The 22,716-nt window shown below is 32.1% G+C and carries 17 protein-coding genes; 4 read left to right on the top strand and 13 right to left on the bottom strand.

The window, feature by feature from the left end:
- Positions 1-77: 77 nt before the first annotated feature.
- The 11 genes from NCCP28_RS21245 to NCCP28_RS21195 form a co-directional block, all read right to left on the bottom strand.
- Positions 78-1,415: a UDP-glucose dehydrogenase family protein gene (locus NCCP28_RS21245; protein WP_248563223.1), complete on the bottom strand. Its 1,338-nt coding sequence runs from the start codon at positions 1,413-1,415 to the stop codon at positions 78-80.
- A 48-nt stretch (positions 1,416-1,463) separates the two neighbouring features.
- Positions 1,464-2,639, bottom strand: a complete 1,176-nt coding sequence (locus NCCP28_RS21240; RefSeq protein WP_248563222.1) for a glycosyltransferase family 4 protein — start codon at positions 2,637-2,639, stop codon at positions 1,464-1,466.
- 32 nt (positions 2,640-2,671) lie between these two features.
- A complete protein-coding gene (locus NCCP28_RS21235; protein ID WP_248563221.1) occupies positions 2,672-4,093 on the bottom strand; it encodes an oligosaccharide flippase family protein in 1,422 nt (473 codons plus the stop codon).
- Between the two features lie 20 nt (positions 4,094-4,113).
- Complete coding sequence (locus tag NCCP28_RS21230; protein WP_248563220.1) at positions 4,114-5,241, bottom strand: glycosyltransferase; 1,128 nt, start codon at positions 5,239-5,241, stop codon at positions 4,114-4,116.
- 176 nt (positions 5,242-5,417) lie between these two features.
- Positions 5,418-6,632: a glycosyltransferase family 4 protein gene (locus NCCP28_RS21225; RefSeq protein ID WP_248563219.1), complete on the bottom strand. Its 1,215-nt coding sequence runs from the start codon at positions 6,630-6,632 to the stop codon at positions 5,418-5,420.
- A gap of 250 nt (positions 6,633-6,882) precedes the next feature.
- Positions 6,883-8,259, bottom strand: a complete 1,377-nt coding sequence (locus tag NCCP28_RS21220; protein ID WP_248563218.1) for a sugar phosphate nucleotidyltransferase — start codon at positions 8,257-8,259, stop codon at positions 6,883-6,885.
- Between the two features lie 106 nt (positions 8,260-8,365).
- Positions 8,366-9,625, bottom strand: a complete 1,260-nt coding sequence (locus tag NCCP28_RS21215) for a glycosyltransferase (RefSeq protein ID WP_248563217.1) — start codon at positions 9,623-9,625, stop codon at positions 8,366-8,368.
- Between the two features lie 13 nt (positions 9,626-9,638).
- Positions 9,639-10,730, bottom strand: a complete 1,092-nt coding sequence (locus NCCP28_RS21210; protein ID WP_248563216.1) for a glycosyltransferase family 4 protein — start codon at positions 10,728-10,730, stop codon at positions 9,639-9,641.
- A 124-nt stretch (positions 10,731-10,854) separates the two neighbouring features.
- Positions 10,855-11,526: a sugar transferase gene (locus tag NCCP28_RS21205; protein ID WP_248563215.1), complete on the bottom strand. Its 672-nt coding sequence runs from the start codon at positions 11,524-11,526 to the stop codon at positions 10,855-10,857.
- A 341-nt stretch (positions 11,527-11,867) separates the two neighbouring features.
- Positions 11,868-12,575 (bottom strand): CpsD/CapB family tyrosine-protein kinase, encoded by a 708-nt coding sequence (locus tag NCCP28_RS21200; protein ID WP_282579595.1) that lies wholly within the window; start codon positions 12,573-12,575, stop codon positions 11,868-11,870.
- Positions 12,562-13,302 (bottom strand): YveK family protein, encoded by a 741-nt coding sequence (locus tag NCCP28_RS21195; RefSeq protein ID WP_248563214.1) that lies wholly within the window; start codon positions 13,300-13,302, stop codon positions 12,562-12,564. Before NCCP28_RS21195 ends, NCCP28_RS21200 begins: the two co-directional genes overlap by 14 nt.
- Before the next feature lie 239 nt (positions 13,303-13,541).
- Between NCCP28_RS21195 and NCCP28_RS21190 the strand changes: the two genes are divergently transcribed.
- Positions 13,542-14,309, top strand: a complete 768-nt coding sequence (locus tag NCCP28_RS21190) for an SGNH/GDSL hydrolase family protein (protein ID WP_248563213.1) — start codon at positions 13,542-13,544, stop codon at positions 14,307-14,309.
- A gap of 315 nt (positions 14,310-14,624) precedes the next feature.
- On the opposite strand, the gene galU is transcribed toward NCCP28_RS21190, so the two are convergent.
- Complete coding sequence (galU, locus tag NCCP28_RS21185; RefSeq protein WP_248563212.1) at positions 14,625-15,515, bottom strand: UTP--glucose-1-phosphate uridylyltransferase GalU; 891 nt, start codon at positions 15,513-15,515, stop codon at positions 14,625-14,627.
- A 358-nt stretch (positions 15,516-15,873) separates the two neighbouring features.
- On the opposite strand from galU, the gene NCCP28_RS21180 reads away from it, so the two are divergent.
- The 3 genes from NCCP28_RS21180 to NCCP28_RS21170 all read left to right on the top strand — a co-directional run bounded on the left by NCCP28_RS21180 (position 15,874) and on the right by NCCP28_RS21170 (position 20,398).
- Positions 15,874-17,466, top strand: a complete 1,593-nt coding sequence (locus NCCP28_RS21180) for an alpha-glucoside-specific PTS transporter subunit IIBC (RefSeq protein WP_248563211.1) — start codon at positions 15,874-15,876, stop codon at positions 17,464-17,466.
- A gap of 445 nt (positions 17,467-17,911) precedes the next feature.
- Entirely contained in the window at positions 17,912-19,270 is a 1,359-nt protein-coding gene (locus NCCP28_RS21175; RefSeq protein ID WP_248563210.1) for a 6-phospho-alpha-glucosidase, read from the top strand.
- Positions 19,271-19,639: 369 nt separating this feature from the next.
- Positions 19,640-20,398: a MurR/RpiR family transcriptional regulator gene (locus NCCP28_RS21170; protein ID WP_248563209.1), complete on the top strand. Its 759-nt coding sequence runs from the start codon at positions 19,640-19,642 to the stop codon at positions 20,396-20,398.
- A gap of 337 nt (positions 20,399-20,735) precedes the next feature.
- Here NCCP28_RS21170 and NCCP28_RS21165 read toward each other — a convergent pair whose 3' ends face one another.
- Positions 20,736-22,673 carry a carbohydrate-binding domain-containing protein gene (locus NCCP28_RS21165; protein WP_248563208.1) on the bottom strand — a complete coding sequence of 646 codons (1,938 nt, stop codon included), beginning with the start codon at positions 22,671-22,673 and terminating at the stop codon, positions 20,736-20,738.
- Between the last annotated feature and the right edge of the window lie 43 nt (positions 22,674-22,716).

The raw sequence follows: 22,716 nt of genomic DNA, 5'->3' as shown, positions 1-22,716 counted from the left end.
ATTCCACTCTAATTCATACTAAAAAATTGAAAGAAGAGAAAGAACTTTAACCCCTTCTCTTCTGGATTAAATATATTTTAATTAATATTTATTTTATCTTTTTTTATTTGTTTAATTTCTGGTCTTCCAATCGATTGATAGTTAATTCCTATCTCTTTTACTTCTGTTAAAGCAAAACAGTTGCGTCCATCATAAACAAAAGGGGTTTTCATCTTATCTTTGAATATATTTAAATCTATTGTTTTAATTTCTTCCCACTCGGTAAAGATAAAACATAAATCAGCATTTTCTAATGCTTTATCTGGCGTTTTTTCATATACCACTTGAGTTGGATAAATCTTTTTAAAGTTTTCTACACCTACAGGATCATATGCATGAACTTTAGCTCCTTGGTTTAGCAATAAGCGAACATTGGGAATAGATGGTGCTTCTCTTAAATCATCAGTTCCTGGTTTAAAAGTTAAACCTAACACTGCTATTTTTAGACCTTGGAAAGAACTAAAGTCTTTTCTTGCTTTTTTGATTAACTTAAATTTTTGTTTTTCATTTACTTCAATAGCAGCTTTTACTGTACGCAAGACATAGCCCTCTTCTTCTGATAGCCAATGCAATGCTTTTGTATCTTTAGGAAAACAAGATCCACCATATCCAATTCCAGGGTTTAAGAACTTATTCCCTATACGAGCATCATAGCTCATTCCATTGGTTACATCTTCTATATTCGCTCCAACTGCTTCACAAAGATTTGCAATATCGTTTACAAAAGAAATTTTCAATGCTAAAAAGTCATTTGAAGCATACTTCACCATTTCCGCACTGCGGCGATTCATCGTAAGAATAGGCTGACTAAAAGGAGTATATATGTCTGTTAACACTTGTTTAGCATTTTCACTTTCAACCCCAATAACGATACGAGAAGCATTTAGAGTATCTCTAACTGCCGTTCCTTGTGCAAGGAATTCTGGGTTAGATGCTACTTCAACATTAACACTATGTTTCAAATGATTTTTAATAAACACTTCTACTTTATCATTTGTACCAATTGGAACCGTTGATTTAATTACTACCAAACAATCACGTTTGATATTTCCCGCAATTTGCTGTGCAACTGTATAAACAAAATTCAAATTAGCCGAACCGTCTTCGTTTTCTGGAGTACCAACACCAATAAATATGACATCAGAATTAGCATATGCACTTTCATAGTCTGTAGTAAAAGACAATTTATGTTCTTTTTTATTTTTTACTATTAATTCATCTAACTGCGGTTCATAAATAGGAGAAATCCCCTTATTTAAAAGATCAATTTTTTCCTGTACATTATCAACACAGGTAACTTTATGACCTACTTCGGCTAGACAAACTCCTGTCACTAAACCGACATAGCCGGTACCTGCTACTGTAATATTTAGCAAAATATTCAACTCCTTAGAAATTTTAGGTTTCCTTATTTTTAGGGTATTTTATTTATCCAATTTATTTATTAAATCCTCTAAATACTTTTCAGCATTATATAAATCTACAACTTTTCTTCTAGCATTTTCAGATAATAATTGTTGTTTTTCTCTACTTTTTACTAACGCCAATATTTCTAAAGCAAGATTATCAATAATTTCATTATTTTTCTTTATTAAAATCCCACAATTATTTGAAAGTATCTCAGGAATTGCCCCAACTGCTGTTGAAATTACTGGCTTACTCATTGCCATTGATTCAACAATTGTTAGACCAAATGGTTCATGCCATAAAGATGGAAGAACAATAATATCTGCTCCTTGAAGATATTTAGGCAACTCTTCATATTCAACATATCCCATCATAATAACTTTATCAACTGGTAATTGCTGAATAATATTATTGATTTTTTCTCCATATGAATCCTGTGTTACATTTCCTAAGATGCATAAACGTAACAATGAATTCTCAGTAAGTGCCTTGTTAAAAGCTGCAACTAACTCCAAAACTCCTTTTTCCTCAATAACTCTTCCGTGATAAAGCAGTATAGTTTCATTTGAAGAAATATTATATTTTTTTCTCAAATAATATATATTATCTTCGTTTTTTTGAAATTGATTTACATCTATCCGATTTTCCAGTACAACTGCCTTATCTTTATTTTTTTCATTAACTTCTACGACCCTATTGTAAATATAGTTACTCACACATAAAATTTTATCATATTTTTGAATTACATATTTAGAATAATAGTTTTCTCTACTAACTGTATCGTTATGTAGATGAAGGGCAATCTTTGCTCGTTTACTATTTTTTACTATCTCCTTAATATATAGTGGTCTATTTTCAACAATTATCCAATCATATTCATTTTTGCTTAAAATTCCAACTAAATTAAACAAGTAAGAACTAAAGTATTTTTTTATTTTTAATTTTCTAAAAAACATATTAAAAATATTATAAATTTTATCAACCTTAGAATTACTTTTTACAAAATAAAAATTAGTATTACTTATACTCTTACTTTTAAGCTTTGCTTTTTCATTATATTTTGAGTAAACATCTATGTGAACTTTTTTATCCTTTTCATTATTAGCAATTAATAAATCTACTAACGTTTCCACAGCCCCTCCTTCAACCGAAGGTACTGGTTTGACTTCATTACATACAAAAGCTATTTTCAATAGTTCTCCCCCTGTACTTTTATAGTTCACTTTTATTTCAAGTTAAGAATAAATTTTTTATTGTTTTTATTAAGTAAATACACTATCTGCCTAATTGTAGAAAACTGTACTCCTAAAGTTAATATAAGTAGTATAATATTTAAGGCTATTATTTTATCAGTATTTAGTATATTTAGAAATGCACCTGTTACTAATAATAAAATTACAGCATAATGCTTAATGACAGGAAATTTCATTCCGTTTTTATTCGAAAAATATGTTCGAGTAATAAAAAAGAAAACATACGATACAGATGTAGCTATACCTGCTCCTAATGCTCCGAATTTAGACACTAACAGGATATTAATAATAACATTAGGTATGATTGCAACAATTCCTACCCAAATACTTAAATAACTCTTTCTCGAAAAGGTAATTCCTAAACACGTTGTTTCACTAACAGTATAAATTATAGGTTGTAAACATAAAAATGCTAAAATATATTTAGCGTCTCCGTAATCGGGTGATAATATATTAATTATTATGGATTTGAAAAATAATATTCCAAAAAATAAAATTGACATTAATAATAAAATTGAATCACTCACTATCTTAAAATACCTTATTTCCTTTTTTTCTTCATACCATCGATAGGCAGTAGGTACCCAAAAACTTGTAAAACTTGTTTGAACAATATTAAAAGTTGCAGCAATTTTTAAAGTAGCGGCAAATATTCCTATCTCATAAAAAGTACTCCATGTTCTCAATGATATTCTATCAAAAGAATTTAAAATACTAGATAAAGATGTAGCAATTACTATAGGAAAACCAAAAAATATCATTTTTTTTAAAAGTTGTGTATCTAATGAGAATTTGTTTATTGCAAAGAGCTTTTTGTATCTAAAGATTAGGTATAAATCTCCAATAATTTGTCCCAGTACAGTAGCATAAACTACAGCTAAAAAATCTCTTCGGATAAACAATACAAAAAGTAGAGTGAAAATTAATATTGATAATTTAACAAAAATATTAATTATAGAATACTCTAAAGCTTTTTCTTCCATTCTGATAGATAATAATATAAATCTTTCTATTACCATAGCAACTATCATTACTCCAAATAAAATAGAAGGAACAACGTAGCTAGGACTCTCAAAGAGAATAACTGATACTTTTTCTGGTATGATTAGAATTAATAAAAATAACATAACAGATAAAGATAATGGTATTAACATCGCATTCTGCAATAAATTTAATTTATTTTGTTCCGAATGATATTCTCTCGTATAGGATTGGTCAATACCTAAATATAAAAATGTCCCAAAAATCATTTGAAATAATGCAAACATACTAGCTTTACCATACTCACTAGGATCTATAAAATAAGTAGTTAATGGAATGGTAATAAATGCTATAAAAGCACCTGTGACAGGACCAACAGAAAAACCTATTAACTTTTTTATAAATAAACTCATATTTTTACTCTCCTCTAAAACTAGAGTGCTTTAAGTTTAGAATTCCATTCTTCTAAAATGACCTTTATATTAAAAGCCTCTGCTCTTTCTAAACTCTTTTTTTGCAAAAGTTCCCTTTCACTTTTATTTTTTATTAATTCTTTCAGGTTAGAAATAAAGATATCAATGTTATAATTATCGATAAGAATCCCATATTCTCCATTCTTTAATATCTCATTTGGTCCTAGATTATTAAAACTTATTATTGGCAATCCACAGGCCATAGCTTCAGTTATCACAAGTCCAAACCCTTCCCATCTTGATGTAGAAATAAAGATAGAGCCTGAGTAATATAATTCTAATAATTCCTTACTTTTTAATGGGCCTTTTAATTTTATTTTATCCTGTAAGTTATTTGTTCGAATCTTATTAAGAAATTGTTTTCTGTCTTCCCCATCTCCAGCTACGGTTATTACCCAATCATCTTCTAATTTTTTTGCAATTTCAATTAGATAGTCCAAACCCTTTTGTTTAATTCTTAATCTTCCTACAAAAACTATATTTTTATTTTCTAATTTACTCACTTTAGTATCTGAAATAGTTAGTGGATTGTATATATTACAAGTATTAGAATTTAATTGCTTAAATTTATCTATATCAGCAGCTGTTAAACAGACAACTAAATCTGCTAATTTAAGTCCATTTACATAATCATTTAATATTTCTTTAAAATACTGTTTTGTATAAACATCAAAGTCATTATGTTGCCAAGCAACGATTTTTATATTAGGCAACTCTTCTTTTATTACTGGGATTAATGCTGTTAACATTCCTTGACATAAAATAAGAACGTCATGTTGATTTTTTTTTAAATATTGAATTAGATCTTCTATCTGTTCCTTATATAACCTTTTTGTATTTAATGATTTATTATCAAACTTATATTTAAAATAAAGTGATTTTTTTACTATTTTGCGTAGAATATTTCTTCGTCTTATTATTTTAGGCGTATTAATTTCAGGTTCTATATCATAGTAAAAATAATTTTCTCCAAAGAAGTCAATCAATGTTACTTTATTATTATCTTTTTTTAATGAATTAGCTAATTCAATTGCTACTCTTTCAACTCCACCTAAATTAAAACCAGGGTTAACTATACATATATCCATTTTATTTTCTTCCCTTTACCATAGTATCTAATTAATAAAGTCATGCGGAAATTTTTTATGTTTACAAAGAATCCAATTTACTAGACTTTAATATCTCTTTATCGTAAATTAAAATTTTGAAACTACCAAGAATATTTAATAATTTTATCTTTTTGTTGAATATGAATATAAAAACTTTATAATTTATACTTACTAATTAAACTATAATAAATAGTTTCAAAATCTTTAATTTGTTTTTCAATACTAAAAGTATTAAGCTCTTCCCTGCAATTTATCAATAACTGTTCCTTATTTTCACTCTTTTTCAACTTATTAATGCCTAATTTTAAGCTCTCAGAACTATTAGGTTCTATTAACAATCCCGTCTTTCCATCCTTTATAATTTCTGCTAATCCTCCAGAAGAACTTCCTATTACCATAAGAGCATGTTTATAACCATCAATTACTACCCTACCAAATGGTTCATACCAAACAGAAGGAGCTAATAGAACATCACATTGCAATAATAATTTTTCCAAGTTTTCCCCTTGCAGAAAACCATGGTATTTTATCCTAGAATCTTTTTGTTCGAATTCTTCGACCATATTTTGCAAGGTCCCTTTTCCAGCTATATGCAATTCAATATGATTATCTTCAATCTCATGAAACGCATTTAGCAGTATATGGACGCCCTTATGTTCTCCCAATGTACCTAAATAAACAAATTTAGTTACTTTATTATTAGTTTTAGATATTTTATTTGCATACCATTGATCAATGGTATTTTTATTGAAATCAATAGCATTAAATATTACTTTTTTTTGAGATTTATAAAAAAAATCTTTTTCTATAAACTTATCCAAGGTAAATTTTGAAGGAGCAGTAACATAGTTAACTTTACTAGAAATAAATCTATGAAAACTTTTATGAAGCTTTTCATAGATATTTAACAATGATTTGCCTGATTCGGAATTAGTTAGATTACCATAAGGATACATTAAATAGTAGTCTCTTAAAGTATGAACGATAGGTACATTTAACTTTTTTGAAACAGACCATATTACAGGACTAATTCCATAAGTATTATTAGTATGTACTACATCCGGCTTAACTTTAATAAAAATCTCCCTCAATCTTTTATAATTAAATATATTATATAAATCAATAATTCTATAAATACTTTTTCTTATAATACCTTGCTTTTGCGACTCGATTGGATCGTACATATTTTTTATTTTTATTCGAAAAACTTGTACCCCATTTAGTATTTCATACTTATCTTCCTTATCGGTACAAACCACACTTACATTATGTCCATTTTTTACTAATCCTTCAGCTAATTTTTGGACACTTATTTCTGCCCCACCAATAATAGTTGGATAGTAAAATGTATTTATCAATAAAATATTCATAAACAATCCCTTCGAAACTATAATAATAGAATTTAAATAGTCAATACTTATTTTAATTCTTCACTAGTTTAATTACATACTACTAAGTGAAAAGGAGCATTCCTTTGATATAAATCGATATATCGAGGATGCTCCCTTCTCTTAACTAAAAGTAAAATAAGTAATACATATCAAAAATCAGATAAAGTTAATATAAAACTTAACATTATAGATAATTTTTTAAAAAACTTTTATATTATCCATAAAAAGCTTAGATTTCAGATACCTTACAAAAGTCTATAATTTTTTCCCATTCTGTTTCTAACCTTATAATGTCCTCTTCAATTAATTGAGATCCCCTTTGTATCTCAATAATTTCGAGATCAGTTATAGCCCGTATTGCGTGTTTTGCAGCAATTGGGACCTGTAAAACATCACCTACATTTACTTGGTAGAGTTGATCATTTAATACAAACTCCCCAGAGCCTTTAATAATAGTCCAAACTTCACTGCGCTGGTAATGTTGCTGATAACTTAAATTTTTTCCTTTCTGAATACATATTCTTTTTGTAAGTATCTCTATTCCTTCCTCAAATTTTGTATAATCTATTACTTTATACGATCCCCAAAGACGTTCTTCATACATTGGTCTATTATTAATATCTCCTACTAAATCTTTAATTCTTGGGCTTGCATCTTTATCTGTTACCAATATGCCATCAGGACTTGCTACAACCACAAGATTAGAAGCACCAAGAACTGTAATAGGAATATCAAGTTCATTAATCATGTGAACATTTTCACTATCCCGACTCACAATACCCTTGCCAATTTGTTTAGTTCCCATTTCTTCTGTAAGCGTATTCCAAGTCCCCAAATCTTTCCAATATCCCTCATATGGTAATGCTACAATATGCTCTGCTTTTTCAACTACCTCATAATCAAAGCTAATTTTTGGAAGTTCTTCAAATTGATTCTTTAAAGTTTTATAGTCAATAGAAAATCCTAATTCTTTTAATTTTGAAATAACAAATCCTAATCTAAAGGCAAATACACCACAATTCCAAAGTGCTGATTGTTCTATAAGGAATTCAGCTTCTTTTTCAGTTGGTTTTTCTGTGAAGTTGCCTACTCTTATATAATTAGTTGAATTTTGTTTTTCTTTCGGAACAATATAACCATATTTAGAAGAAGGATACGTAGGTTTAACTCCCATTAAAGCAAGGTCAGCATTTGTTTCTCTTAATATTTCTTCTAAAGCATTAATTTCTTTAAAAAATTTATCTTCTACAAAGGGATCAACAGGTAATACCCCAACTACTTCATCTAAATCTGTTTTTTGTTCAGAATAAAGATAGACAGCTGCAAGAGCAATCGCAGGAAACGTATCTCTTCTTGAAGGTTCTACAATGATAGGAACTTCTGTATCCAGTTGGTTGTGCAAAATTTCAACTTGACTTTTACTTGTTGCTATAACCGTTGACTGATCTAAGTTTACTTTTTTTAATTGTCCATATACACGTTGGATCATAGAACAAAGATTCTGATTTTCATCCTCCAGAACTTTTAAAAATTGTTTTGAACGAGCATCATTTGATAGTGGCCATAAACGCTTTCCCGATCCACCTGATAATAAAACTAATTTCATTTATTTACCACCTTTCTAAACTAATTTTTTAATTAAAAAGCACTTAAACAAGAGATCACAATATATAATAAATTATCTACTGGAAATAAAAATTTATTTTAACTGATTAAAATAAATTTTTATATTGATTATAAACACTTTCCTTTGAATAATTTTCCACAAAAAAATCATAACATCTCTTTGATATTCTTTGATTAGTATTTTTTTCTGAAATTTCCATCATACGGAGTGGGAAATTTTTAATATCATTTTCTACTATACATTCATTATTATGTTTAACATTGATTCCTTCTATACCAAAGTCTGTTGATATCACTGGCAGTCCCTTGGAAAAAGCCTCCAATGTTTTCAATTTAACACCACTACCAAAAATTAGCGGTACTATCATAGCTGTAGATGTTTCCATCATATAATTTAAGTCTTCAACATATCCATGAATTGTGATATTAGAAAATTTTTTTACTATTTCTTCTAATTTCTCACTTGCATTTCTCCCGACTATATCTATATGGATATCTTTATGATTCTCTAGAAAATTTCTATTAATTTCAATAAAATTTATTATTGAACTTTCATTATGAGGTATATTTAAAGAACCTAGAAATAAAAATCTTTTATTATCAAAAGAGTTTCTAGAGTAAGTACATTGGTCTTTTAAGACAGGATTAATCGATTTAATATTTTTAGAATTCGTTCTCTTCGTTAGAATATTAACTTCTTTTTTACTAATTAATAGATTTAAATCAAATTTGTTCACAATCTCATTTTCTCTTTTTTTTATGAGTTTTTTTTCATATGATAATAGAAGGTAATTAATAAACTTAAAACTTATTATGGATTGTGAAAATTTAGGTAAAAATTTAGAGAAGTTTCCCAAAGGATTTAATTCAATATTCTTGTTATTTTTCATGACCTCAAGCATTTTTGAATAACGTTCAGAAAATAAATCATCCATATAAACAATTTCTTTAGAAGTTAAATTGTTATCATTTTCAAAGTATTGCGCCATTCTAATTGTGTCATAAATAATTAAGTCATATTTACCATCATTTATTATCTGACTAATTTTTCTTTTCAAATCAACAGAATAAAGAACAGATTCCTGTATGCTTTTAGTTCTTTTAATAACTGTATATTTAATAAGATTTATTAATTGAATCATTAATTTCGGATTTTGAAATGCGAATATTTTCATTCCATTAGTATTTTCTAATTTATTTAAATCTGTGTCCTTATTAATAAAGACATAGTTAACTTTTTCTTTTCCATTTTGGGAGATTAAATATTCTAAAATACTTGAAATAATTATACTTTTCCCATTATCTTTAGGATATGGATACATTGAGCTTATTATTAGTGTTTTCACCTTTAAATCACCTTTACGTAGTTATACATGCTTTAATTACTTTTTTCATCTCTTCTCCCATAACTCTAGAATTGATTTCTTTCAGAGCTATATCCATCTTATTAACCAATTCCTCACTTAAATTTTTACTATCCAATTTCTCCATGCCTTGTTGTATTGCAGTTATAGAATAAGGATCTACTAATACTGCAGCTGAATGTGCTATCTCACTCATTGGAGCAAAATTAGAAGTAACAACTGGCGTTCTATATTTAAAAGCTTCTATTATAGGTAATCCATACCCCTCTACTAAACTAGGAAATATTACTCCCTTTGCAAACTTATATAGATTTGCCACCTCGATATCTTCAAGCCAACCTGTAAAAATTATTTTGTCGTTATGTTTATACTTCTCTTTTAATTTATTATTAACCGGTAATCCAGATATAACAAGTTTTGTATTACTTGATTTTAATTTACAAAATGCCTGTATAACTCTCTCAGTATTTTTATGAGGGCTCACTCCACCTACATGATAATAGTATTCATCATCTAAACTTTTTTTACTGTCTACACATTTGTTTTGTTCAAAAAAGTAGTCAATTGCTGTATATATCACTTTACTATGTAGATTTAATTTATTATACAGTTCATCAGATGTATTTTTACTAACGCTTATTATACTAGTTCTATTAGTAATGGATTTCACAATACTTTTCCTGTAAACATTGCCCATTTTTTGATATACGTTTCCTCCTATGCCTTTACCATCAAGAAACATAAGGTCATGAATCGTGATAACATTTTTGACATTCATAATTTTCGTAAGAATAGGATAGGTATTATAGGGAGATAATAAAACATCAACCTTTAATTGCTTTACTAAATAAGGTATATAAGCTTGTTCCCAAATTGGGAAAGGCAACTGTTTTCTTTTTATTACATTGAATTTTTCCATAACTTTTAGTATATCATCATGAAATTCTTCATCCGTTATTGAGACATAAATATTAAAATCCTCTGCTGCTTTAGTATAAGATAAGGAATATATTAATTCCTTAATATATCTTCCCATTCCTCTTGGTTTAGTTAAGTAATATCCATCTATTAATATATTTTTTTTCATCTATTATTTCAAACACCCTTCCTAACTTACTTATTACTAAAAGTTAATAAATATAAAGTTTTAGAATAAGTTCAATCAGTTTTACGGATTTATATACTTAATTATTTACTGTCTTGTAATCTTGTTAATACGCATCTTTTGAATATAACATTACTCTTATTGTTTTTATAATAATCTTTAAATCATAAAAAAATGATCTATCTCTAATATATTTCAGATCTAATTCCACCATCTCATTAAAACTAACGTTACTTCTTCCACTCACTTGCCATAATCCTGTACACCCTGGAGTTACTAGTAAACGTTGCTTATCATATGGCGTATATTCTTCAACCTCTCTCGGTAGAGGAGGTCTAGGTCCTACCAAACTCATTTCCCCCTTAAGAACATTAAATAATTGAGGAAGTTCATCAATACTTGTTTTTCGGATAAATTTACCGATTTTAGTAACACGGGGATCTTCTTTCATTTTAAACATTGCACCATCAACTTCATTATATTGCAATAATTTATTCAATTCTTTTTCTGCATTAGTTATCATAGAACGAAATTTATATATATAAAACTCTTTCCCGTTTTTTCCTACCCTTACTTGTTTAAAAAATATTTCCCCTTTTGGATCTTCAATTTTTATTAAAATTGACACTATTAAAAATAGAAAACCTAAGACAATAAGCCCTATAGCTGAGCCTATGATATCTATTGATCTTTTCAAAAATAAATATATTTTTTTATTTTTTACTTCACCACTATTTTGATAAAAAGATAGGAGTTCATCTTTACTTCCATTAGTCAACTAAACCACCTCATAAAATAATATTTTACTTTTCCTTCCTTATTCAATCTATAGAAACGGACTTCCTATTCTAACTACTATTATTTATTCTATTATGCTTTAAGGAAAACTAAAAATTGATTTAATTGAACACATATTATTTTATTTAATATATTATTTACTTTTTTTGAATCATCAGCCTTCTTCATTAATGAAGTATTCTTTAAGGTGTTACATTAACAGACAGTATTCAAAAGTAAATATGAATAAGTAATACGTACCATTTATACGTATCTTTTAACCATTCTAATTTTTATAAAAAATGGATAGAACTACTGATAAATAATTTTATTAAGAATTTATTACTTTGTTCCATAATAATAATAGCTACTATTTTTGTCCTGCTTTTTATTATTTAAAACGACCCCTAAAATCTTTCCATTAGATGCAGATAAAAGTTCTTTTGTTTTTACTAAAGAATCCTTTTCTGTAGTTCCACTACTTACAACTAATACACTACCTTGGCAGATGTTTGCCAAAATTTGTGCATCTGTTACCGCAAGTACCGGTGGAGTATCAAAAAGAATTATATCAAACTCTTCAAGTCCTTTTTCCATAAAGTGCTGCATCGCCCTTGAACTTAATAGTTCAGACGGATTAGGAGGAATGGGTCCACTTGGAAGTATAAATAAATTCTTTTCATCATTTGTTAGGACTGCTTCCATCAATGGCATTTGATTAGTTAACACGGATGTTAAACCTGATGTATTAAGAGTATTAAATGTATAATGTACAGTAGGTTTTCTTAAATCCGCATCAACTAATAAAACCGTTTTTCCTTGTTGCGCAAATACTACTGCCAAATTTGCTGCTGTTGTAGATTTCCCTTCACCTGGCCCTGAGGATGTTACCATTAAAGTTCGTATTTCTTCATCAACACTAGAGAATAAAATATTTGTACGAATAGTTCGATATTGCTCAGAAATTGGCGATTTTGGATCATATTTTGTTATGAGCTTTCTTTTACTATCTAACAATGTTTTTTTGCTGATCTTATTACTTGCTGCCAACTAAATCACCTCTACTTGTTCCTTGATTACCTCTTAATTTAGCATCTTTATTTTCATCTATTGTTGTAATGGCACCTAAAACCGGTAATTCCAATAACTTTTCAATATCTTGTTCTGTTTTCACAGTGTTATCTAAGTATTCTAATAAAAAGGCAAGACCTACGCCAATCATTAATCCTACAACTACAGCAATTGCAATATTTAACGGTGGATTTGGACTAATCGGTGATTGATTTTCTTGATCATCCGCAAGTGGAAGAATACTTACATTATCAACCTTCATTAATTTTTTAATTTCTTTTTCAAAAACTTCTGCTGTCTTATTTGCAATTTCTAATGCCATCATTGAATCTGGATCAGTAACTGAAATAGTCATTATTTGCGAGTTTTGGGCACTTTCTACTGTAATTTTTTTATTCAGTTCTGATACACTCATATCCAAGCTCAAGCCACTTTTAACTTCATTTAGAATAGCTGCACTTTTAATAATTACACTGTATGTGTTTATTAATTGGATATTAGTTTGAACTTCATTATAATTATAAATAGAATCATCTTCCTTAGCTTGGTTAACAAGAATTTGTGTAGAAGATTTGTATTCTGGTGTAATTACAAAATAACTTACTACTCCACTTATGATCATGGCGATTAATGTAATGGAGAGAATTAATGCAATTCTTTTCTTTAATGTTTGAAATAGTTCTTTTAAGCTGATTGTTTCTTCCATGATTTCCTCCTAGAAAAAAATAAAAACATGATAATTATATCATATACCATTGCAAAAATTGTCTTTTCTTGTAATACTTTTACTATTCATGTACTTTTGTATCTCCGAAATCTACTTTACCAAGTATTTTACATTTTTAATAGTCTTTTTTTATTTTAGGGAATAATTCCCTAACAGTCTATTTGATTTTTATAATTATTAAGTCTTAATTTTCAATAATATTGTTTATGGAGGGTATAATGAAAACCACTATTATTGCTTTTTTAACGATTTTGCTGGCTGCTGTTTTAGTAGTTGGAAATATTCATTGGGGAAAGAGTCAAGCTAGTTCCTCTAGTAATCAAAAAAATTCATCTTCTTCTAATTCAGAAATAAATATTGATTTAGATTACTATTTAAGTTTTGCTGAAAACTGGCCAGAAGATGCACAAAAACAATTGGAAATGACATTAAACAATAACGAAACTTATCATATTGTATTATTAGGGTCCCAATCAATTGGTGACTCAAAAATTGGTTTATTGCCTAACTTAACAGAATCATTAACTACTACTTACGATAAATATGTATCAATAGAAAACATGGTATATGAAGAAACTTCAAGCAATTATGTATTAAATGATGAAACCCAAAAATTAATTAGTCAAAAACCAGATATGATTATTTTCGAACCATTTCTTCTTGCAGATAATAATCTTGTAAATATTAATACTACTATTAAAAATATCTCTACTATTATAAAAGACACAAAAGAAAAGCTGCCTAACGCAACATTTGTCTTACAGCCAGCAAATCAAATATATAATGCTAGTCTTTATCCAACGCAAGTAGCTGCACTAAAGGAATATGCAGAGTCAGAAAATATTACATATTTAAATCATTGGGAGAATTGGCCAGAAGGCGATAGCATAGAAGTATTGGATTATATCAATTCAGATGGTACTCCTAATGAAAAAGGATATGAAGTCTGGAGCAATTATATAACCGATTTCTTAGTAAAGAAATAATACGAGCAAATTTGCTCGTATTTTTTTCATTGGTTCTTTATAAAGTACACTTATCATAGCATCGTCCTTTATTTGCGTAAATAGGGGAATTTGGATTTTTTTGTCGTTTTCCGATTGTAAGCGATACCAGTTTCTTCTATTATATATAGTTTTTTTACCTTTAGTCTTTTTAGTGTATGGACAGATATCTTTAGAGTTTAGAATATCAAATATATCCCCCTCTAATTACACATACAAAAAAGCCTAATTAATAGGATTAATTAGACTTTTTTAGATAATATAGTTTGTTACTCACCTATATGCTATCTGAAGCATTCAAAGTTTCAAAGCAGCATTATTCAATTCAGCAAGCTCATTAATATAACGAAGCATTTCTTCTCTGATTTCCTCATTTTGCAACGCAAATTCTACCGTTGTTTTAACAAAACCTAGTTTTTCCCCAACATCATAACGTTTGCCTTCAAAATCATAAGCAAATACGCGCTGGATTTCATTTAATTGCTGGATCGCATCTGTTAATTGAATTTCTCCGCCAGCCCCTACTTGCTGCGTTTCTAGAAACTTGAAGATTTCTGGTGTAAATACATAACGGCCCATGATCGCTAAGTTAGATGGAGCTGTACCTAATTTTGGCTTTTCGACAAAATTATTTACTTGATAGCGTCTTCCTTCTGCCTCTCCTGGATCTACAATTCCATAGCGGTCTGTTTCATTATCCGCTACTGTCTGCACACCAATTACAGATGCATGTGTTTCTTCATATTGATCAATTAATTGTTTTAAGCACGGAGTATCGCCTTGGACAATATCATCTCCCAAAAGAACAGCAAATGGCTCATCACCAATAAAGCTTTTTGCACACCATACCGCATGTCCTAATCCTTTTGGTTCCTTTTGGCGAATATAATGGATATCTGCTAGGTTAGAAGAATATTGAACTTTCTCAAGAAGGTCCATTTTTCCTTTTTCCAATAAGTTGCTTTCTAATTCGTGGGCATAATCGAAGTGATCTTCAATTGCTCTTTTTCCTTTTCCTGTTACGATAATAATATCTTCAATTCCTGATGCAATTGCTTCTTCGACAATATATTGAATAGTCGGTTTGTCTACAATTGGCAGCATTTCTTTCGGCATCGCTTTTGTTGCCGGCAAAAATCTTGTTCCAAGACCAGCCGCTGGTATAATCGCTTTTTTTACTTTTTTCAATGTTTCATTTCCCCTTTGTATATCTTCTGCTATTTTTTCAAATAAGTGTAAATTTTTTTAAAAGACAAAACCATTTTATCATTTCCCCTTATGTTTGAAAATAATTTTCCTCATCCATTTTTTTCTTGTTTCATCATGCAAATGTCATTCTTATTTTAATTTCCAAACATATTTCTTCTATTATCTTCCCCTGAGAAAATTCTTACCCCATGTGAAAAAACACAAAAGCAGTGATTACGTGCATTTTGCGGGTTTCGTATATTCAAGGGGAAAAGAATAGGCTACTATTAGAACATGAAAGCGTTAGCAATTAATAAGTATATTATTTTCAGTAGAATAATGAGGAGGTTTTTTAGCGATGATGCAAAAAGTCCAACGTTTTGGCGGGGCCTTATATGTGCCTGTATTACTTTTTCCTTTTGCTGGGGTGGTTATTGGGTTAACTATTCTTTTTAAAAATCCATTGATTATGGGTTCGCTGGCAGATCCAGAAAGTCTGTGGTATCAATGCTGGTTTATTATTGGTGAAGGTGCGTGGGCGGTCTTAAGGCAAATGCCATTGCTGTTTGCGATTGGCATACCGATTGCATTGGCAAAAAAGGCCCATGCGCGAGCTTGTATGGAAGCATTGATAACGTATTTAACGTTTAATTATTTTATTAATGCTATTTTAACTGTATGGGGAGGGCCATTTGGGGTAGACTTCTCTGCAGAGGTTGGATCTGGTACAGGTTTGACTATGATAGCTGGGATTAAGACACTTGATACGAATATTATCGGTGCCATTGTTATTTCTTCTATTGTTGTATTTATTCACAATCGCTATTTTGATAAAAAACTGCCAGAATGGCTGGGCATTTTCCAAGGTACCTCTTATGTTGTTATTATCAGCTTTGTTCTGATGATTCCTTTAGCTATCGCCACTGCTTATTTTTGGCCAATGGTCCAAAATGGCATCTCTTCTTTGCAGGCGTTTTTAGGGGGCGCAGGTGTTGTAGGGGTTTGGCTGTATACATTCTTGGAGCGCATTTTATTGCCGACTGGCTTGCATCATTTTATCTGGACTCCTTTCCTTTATGGTCCTGCCATTATTGAAGGGGGCATTAAAATTTACTGGATTGAGCATTTGACACAATTCGCAGCTTCGACTCAATCCTTAAAGGCGTTGTTCCCTGAAGGCGGCTTTGCCATGTATGGAAATGCCAAAATATTTGCTATGCCGGGTATTGCATGGGCTCTTTATGCAACAGCAAGACCGGAAAAGAAGAAATTGGTGGCTTCTCTATTAATACCGGCAACGTTAACAGCTGTTGTCGCAGGCATTACAGAGCCTCTTGAATTTACATTCTTGTTTATTTCTCCATTATTATTTGGGGTGCATGCTTTGCTTGCTGCTACGATGTCGGCTACGATGTATGCAGCTGGCGTTACTGGATTAATGACAGGCGGGTTCATTGAAATGGCAAGCAATAACTGGATACCTTTATTCTCCTCACATGGATCTACTTATCTCATTCAATGGGGAATTGGTTTAGCCTTTACGTTTATCTATTTTATTGTTTTCCGAACAATGATTCTAAAGTTAAACATCGGCACTCCTGGCCGGGAGCTGGAAAGCGGATCGGAAACAAAATTATATACGAAAAAGGACTTTAAAGAGAAAAAAGGAGAGAAAAAGGTTTCTTCCAGCAAAGACTCCGCTTTTTCTGATAAGGCAATGAGCTTTTTAGAGGCTTTGGGCGGATCGGAAAATATTGAGGATGTTATGAACTGTGCAACAAGATTAAGAGTCAGCGTAAAGGATGAAAGCAAACTGCAGCCTGATAGCGCGTTTCAGTTGGCTGGTGCACACGGGGTAGTCCGCAATGGAAAAGCGGTGCAGATTATTGTTGGTTTATCTGTTCCTCAAGTAAAAGAACAGTTTGAAATATTGCTTAAACAAGCTAATTAATCGTATATAACAAAGAGGTGGAGAGCAATTGCTTTCCGCCTTTTTGCATATGGCTGTTTTCGTAAGGTTTATTGCTTTTTGACATGAAACGAAGTTTAACATCCTGAGTTGATTGGAGCGGAGGACACTTGACTCCTGCGGGAAATGAGGGAAGTGGGAGACCCCACAGGCAAAGCCGAGGAGGCTCCCATTCCTCCCCGCGGAAAGCAAGTGTCTGTAGCGGAAATCAACGGGCTTCATTCATAAGCAAAAACAACAATCTTTGAGAAAAGAGCCTTGCCTATAGATTTCTTTAAGAATCGAAAGAAAATGCTGCCTGGGAAAAATCTTATGCTATGTGAAAAAGAACAAAAAATGCGATTAAGGGCAAACGCTTCCAAACTCATTGAGGAGGTATAGTTGCTATGTTATAAATGAGGTATCACATAATAGGGAGGAAAAAATAATGAAAAAGTTTTCTGTTGTTATTGCAGGTGGAGGCAGTACATTTACACCAGGGATTGTATTAATGCTGCTGGATAATCTAGATAAATTTCCCCTTCGAACATTAAAATTCTATGACAATGATAAAGATAGACAGGAAAAGATTGCGGGCGCATGTGAAATTATCGTAAAGGAAAGAGCACCGGAAATTGAATTTGTGGCAACAGTGGACCCTGAAGAAGCATTTACAGATGTGGACTTTGTTATGGCTCACATTCGGGTTGGAAAATATGCCATGCGTGCGCTGGATGAAAAGATTCCATTGAAATATGGAGTGGTTGGCCAAGAAACGTGCGGACCAGGGGGCATGGCATATGGAATGCGTTCTATCGGGGGTGTCTTTGAGATTATAGACTACATGGAAAAATATTCTCCAGATGCATGGATGCTAAATTATTCCAATCCGGCTGCCATTGTGGCAGAAGCATGCAGGAAACTGCGCCCTAACGCAAAAGTGCTGAATATTTGTGATATGCCTGTCAGCATTGAAAGAAGAATGGCAGAAACACTTGGATTAGCCTCTCGCAAAGAATTAGTAGTTCGCTATTACGGTTTAAATCATTTTGGCTGGTGGACAGATATTCGGGATAAAGAAGGAAATGACCTTATGCCAAAAATTAAAGAACATGTAGTCAAAAACGGATATGTGGTGACAAGCGGAGACAGGCAGCATACAGAAGCAACTTGGAATGATACTTTTACAAAAGCTAGAGATGTATTTGCCCTAGATCCTAATACTCTGCCAAACACCTATTTGCAATATTATCTGTTCCCAGATTATATCGTAGGGCACTCCAACAAAGAATATACTCGCGCAAATGAAGTAATGGATGGAAGAGAAAAGTTTGTTTTTGGAGAATGCGAAAAGATTGTTGCGAACCAATCAACAAAAGGCAGCGCACTTCATGTAGATATGCATGCATCCTATATAGTCGACCTTGCAAGAGCTATTGCATATAACACGCATGAACGAATGCTGTTAATCGTAGAAAATAATGGGGCCATTGAGAATTTTGATCCAACAGGAATGGTTGAAATTCCTTGTATTGTAGGATCAAATGGACCTGAACCTTTATCCATAGGCAAAATCCCTCAATTCCAAAAAGGATTGATGGAACAGCAAGTATCTGTTGAAAAACTGGTTGTAGAAGCTTGGGAAGAAGGATCTTACCAAAAATTATGGCAAGCGATGACCCTTTCTAAAACCGTTCCAAGCGCTTCAGTAGCTAAATCCATATTAGACGATTTAATCGAAGCAAATAAAAACTTCTGGCCAACACTAAAAAAAGAACAACAAGAATTAGAACAAGTTTTAAACTAAAGGCTCTTTTCTAAAAGATTGTTGCTTTTAAATGATAAGAATAATAACATGTTTGAAACGGGTTGGTTGTAGTGTAAGGTGCGAGACTCCTGTGGGATTAGCGGGACAGATGAGCCCCCTAAAAGGCCTCTTCCTTTAGGAGGCTCATCGCCCGCCCCACGGAAAGCGAGCATCCTAAAGGAAATCAACCTACTCCTTTAAAAGCAGCAAAGGTTACGAAAACAGCCTAAATGAAAGGACTTCTGGACCAATATATACAGCGAAGGCTAACCTTTCATCTGTAGATAGGCGTATATTTTCTCTTTCTCCTTTTTCCTCCTTCCATTTTTATATTAAAATAAAGGAATAGACATTGGGGAGGAAAAAGATGTGAAGTTAGAAGAGTTAATTAATAAAAACTATAATCAATTTCATGAAAATGACTTTCATATTTTAAAATATATCTTAAATAACCGCAGTACCTGCTATAAACTCAATATAAATGAACTGGCAAAAAAATGTAATGTTTCCCGCTCCTCTGTTCTGCGTTTGGCGCAAAAGCTAAATTTCAGCGGCTACAGCGAGTTCCGTGTTTTCCTAAAGTGGGAGGATGAAGAGGAAGAAGTGACTCAAAGCTATATAGGCACACTGTCCAATGATTTAGAAGCCACTTTAAAACATTTGCAGGATAAAAAGTTTGATGAAATGTGCGAGTTGATTGATCGATCAGAAAGAATATTCGTCTACGGCACTGGTTCTGCTCAATTAAATGCGGCCCATGAACTGCAAAGAGCCTTTATTGTGCAGCATCGCTATTTAACGATTATTCATGATGAAACAAAATTTGAAGTCATTCTTCCTGATCTGAAACCAAATGATTTGCTGATTATCATTTCTTTATCTGGAGATACTCCTACACTAGTGCCAAAAACGCAAAAGCTTGTGGCAAAGGGAGTTCCTTTTATCTCGATTACCAATATGAAAAATAATACATTAGCACGAATGACTCCATATAATTTATATGCCACTACTACTTCCGTACCTACAAGCAGCGGAATAGATTATACTTCCTTGGCTTCTTTTTTTATTGTAGGAGAAGTATTGGCCAGTCAGTATTTAGAATATAAGGAGCGCAAAAGAAAGGAATAGCGAGGTGCTGCTATGTTAACAAATGGAATGGATAAAAGAAGCTTCTAGTAATAGATCAGAATATCTCCAGAAACTTTCTCTTCCATTCTACCGGCATAGCATTTCTTTATAAAATGAACCTTCAATTTTGGGGTTTTACGCCCGTTAATGCCGGATAAATATTTTTATCTTCTATAAGCCTTTCTGCATTTTCTGCAAAAAGGGGGCTAAGGCTTGATAAGAGATCCACACTGATGCCAGACATGTAAAAACTTGAACGATTATATTCCCTCTTATCTTTTAAAAAGGACTATCCCTCAGGAACTTACTCCCCTTGGATAGCCCTCCCTATTTACAGCTAATTATTTGATTCGTCATCACTATTAGAAGAATTTCTGTTTTGCCCTTCATTGCCACTAGGCGGAGTTCCTCCGCCACCAGGACCTCCCATTTGATTAGTCGGAGCTTCTGTAATGCCTGATTCATCTAGGTATGTGATCGTATCAGAAACAGTAAATTCTACAACCTTGGTTCCTTTTTCGTAAGTTCCAGCAGATAAACCATTGCTTTTCACTTCTGTTGTGTTTCCGCCAGAGTATAAAGAATAGATAGTATCCTTGTTTATATCTGGTGTGCTGATAAATAGGGATTGATAATCTTTCTCTGGTGTCAAAGTTGCAATAGTATTTCCTTCCCTATCTTCTAAATGAATAATCGTTCCGGCGCTTTGCACCTCAGGGTATGTCATTAAAATGGATGATTGTTTCGATGTATCAGATGCTCCTTGTGCCATGCCGGAGCTTCCTACTGCAATCAATGTGCCTCCGCTGATAGTTAATGTACCATCATAATCTAGAGGGCCATTTCCATTCCCTTCAGGTCCATTAACGATAGTAGTGCCGCCTGTTACTTCAATCGAGCCATTTGCATCTAAACCATCTCCCCCTGCATTTACAGTGATAGTACCACCATTGATTGTAAGCAATGCATTTCCTGCTGATTCCATTCCCATGCCGCCTGGCTGTTCGCTGCTGCTTGTTCCTTCGCTTGCATTAATGCCGTCATCTGCTGTGACTACCGCAATATTTCCATCGTTAATGGTGATGGCTGCAGCTTCTAATCCTTCATAGCTTTTTGTTACATTTACTTTCCCGCCTGCGATATAGATAGCTTTTCCCGCATCTATGCCATCATCGCCTGTAGCAATCTTAAAGTCTCCATCCATAACCGTAACATTGCTGTCGCCGTGAAGAGCATCTCCTAGGGCATCAATATCAAATGTGCCTCCACCAATGGCAATATCCACATTGGCCTTTAAGCCTCTCGTACTTGGAGTATCCTCCTCTTCTGTTTCTTCTGTCTCACTATTCTCGAAAGACTGTCTGCCCATCATTTCTTCTTGAACCTGAACTGTTTCCGGGCTTCCGCCGCCAGCTTTTAAATTAAATTCGCCATCTGCAATATAAAGAGATGATTCTGCTTGGATGCCATCCGTGCCAGAAGTGATGTCAAAGCTGCCTGCTTCTATCGCTACGATTCCTTTCTCTTCATTTGTATTTGTCGATTTAATTCCATCTCCGCCTGCGTTTATTTTGAAAGATCCATTTTTAATGGCAACTAAATCTCTCCCTACAATCGCATCATCCACTGCTTTTATGATAAAATTCCCATCCATAATCCGCAGATCATCTTTGCTGACAATCCCATTATCATAGTTGCCGGTTACTTCTAATGTCCCTGTTCCGTTTATTGTAAGGTCATCTTTACTGAAGATAGGAGCATTCGGCTCGCCAGATCCATCATCCTCTGTATATGATTTCCCATCGGAAACAGCATTTTCCGTTCCATCTGCAATGGTAATAATGGTATCTTCGGCTTCTTTAATAAAGATCGCGGAAGACTCGCTATTTGTTATAGCTGCTCCATTTAATACTAACTTAACCGTCCCTGTATCTGGGGCATCTATCACAATCTGTCCATCATCCAAGTCTCCGCTAAGTACATAGACACCACCAGATCGTATCGTCACAGTGGAGCCTGATGTCATAATAGAAGCAGACTCATCATAGGTAATTTTGTCGCCATCTAATGTAATGTAGATAGGATCCTCCTTTTTCCAATCTGTTGCATAATCCTCCTCATCATAACTAATATTTTCTTTAATATATGCACTCACATCTATGTCGGAATTAGCATTGCTAGTCTCTGATTTGCTTTCACTATCTTTGCTGCAGCCCAATAGGAACAAGGCACAACAGATAGGCAGAGCGATTTTTTTATAATTAAAAAACCCCATTTTTTTCTCTCCTTTTTTGCTTCTTACCATCATTATGGAAGAT

The organism is Niallia sp. NCCP-28, assembly GCF_023168165.1.
Taxonomy (GTDB): domain Bacteria; phylum Bacillota; class Bacilli; order Bacillales; family Cytobacillaceae; genus Niallia.
The sequence above is the reverse complement of the archived record's forward strand: the minus strand, read 5'-3'. Positions and strand labels throughout refer to the sequence as shown.

Excerpts from the sequence above, each read along its gene's own strand:
- NCCP28_RS21235 (WP_248563221.1), bottom strand. The coding sequence starts at position 4,093 with ATGAGTTTATTTATAAAAAAGTTAATAGGTTTTTCTGTTGGTCCTGTC.
- NCCP28_RS21230 (WP_248563220.1), bottom strand. The coding sequence starts at position 5,241 with ATGGATATATGTATAGTTAACCCTGGTTTTAATTTAGGTGGAGTTGAA.
- NCCP28_RS21225 (WP_248563219.1), bottom strand. The coding sequence starts at position 6,632 with ATGAATATTTTATTGATAAATACATTTTACTATCCAACTATTATTGGT.
- NCCP28_RS21220 (WP_248563218.1), bottom strand. The coding sequence starts at position 8,259 with ATGAAATTAGTTTTATTATCAGGTGGATCGGGAAAGCGTTTATGGCCA.
- NCCP28_RS21210 (WP_248563216.1), bottom strand. The coding sequence starts at position 10,730 with ATGAAAAAAAATATATTAATAGATGGATATTACTTAACTAAACCAAGA.
- NCCP28_RS21195 (WP_248563214.1), bottom strand. The coding sequence starts at position 13,302 with ATGGAAGAAACAATCAGCTTAAAAGAACTATTTCAAACATTAAAGAAA.
- NCCP28_RS21190 (WP_248563213.1), top strand. The coding sequence starts at position 13,542 with ATGAAAACCACTATTATTGCTTTTTTAACGATTTTGCTGGCTGCTGTT.
- NCCP28_RS21180 (WP_248563211.1), top strand. The coding sequence starts at position 15,874 with ATGATGCAAAAAGTCCAACGTTTTGGCGGGGCCTTATATGTGCCTGTA.
- NCCP28_RS21175 (WP_248563210.1), top strand. The coding sequence starts at position 17,912 with ATGAAAAAGTTTTCTGTTGTTATTGCAGGTGGAGGCAGTACATTTACA.
- NCCP28_RS21165 (WP_248563208.1), bottom strand. The coding sequence starts at position 22,673 with ATGGGGTTTTTTAATTATAAAAAAATCGCTCTGCCTATCTGTTGTGCC.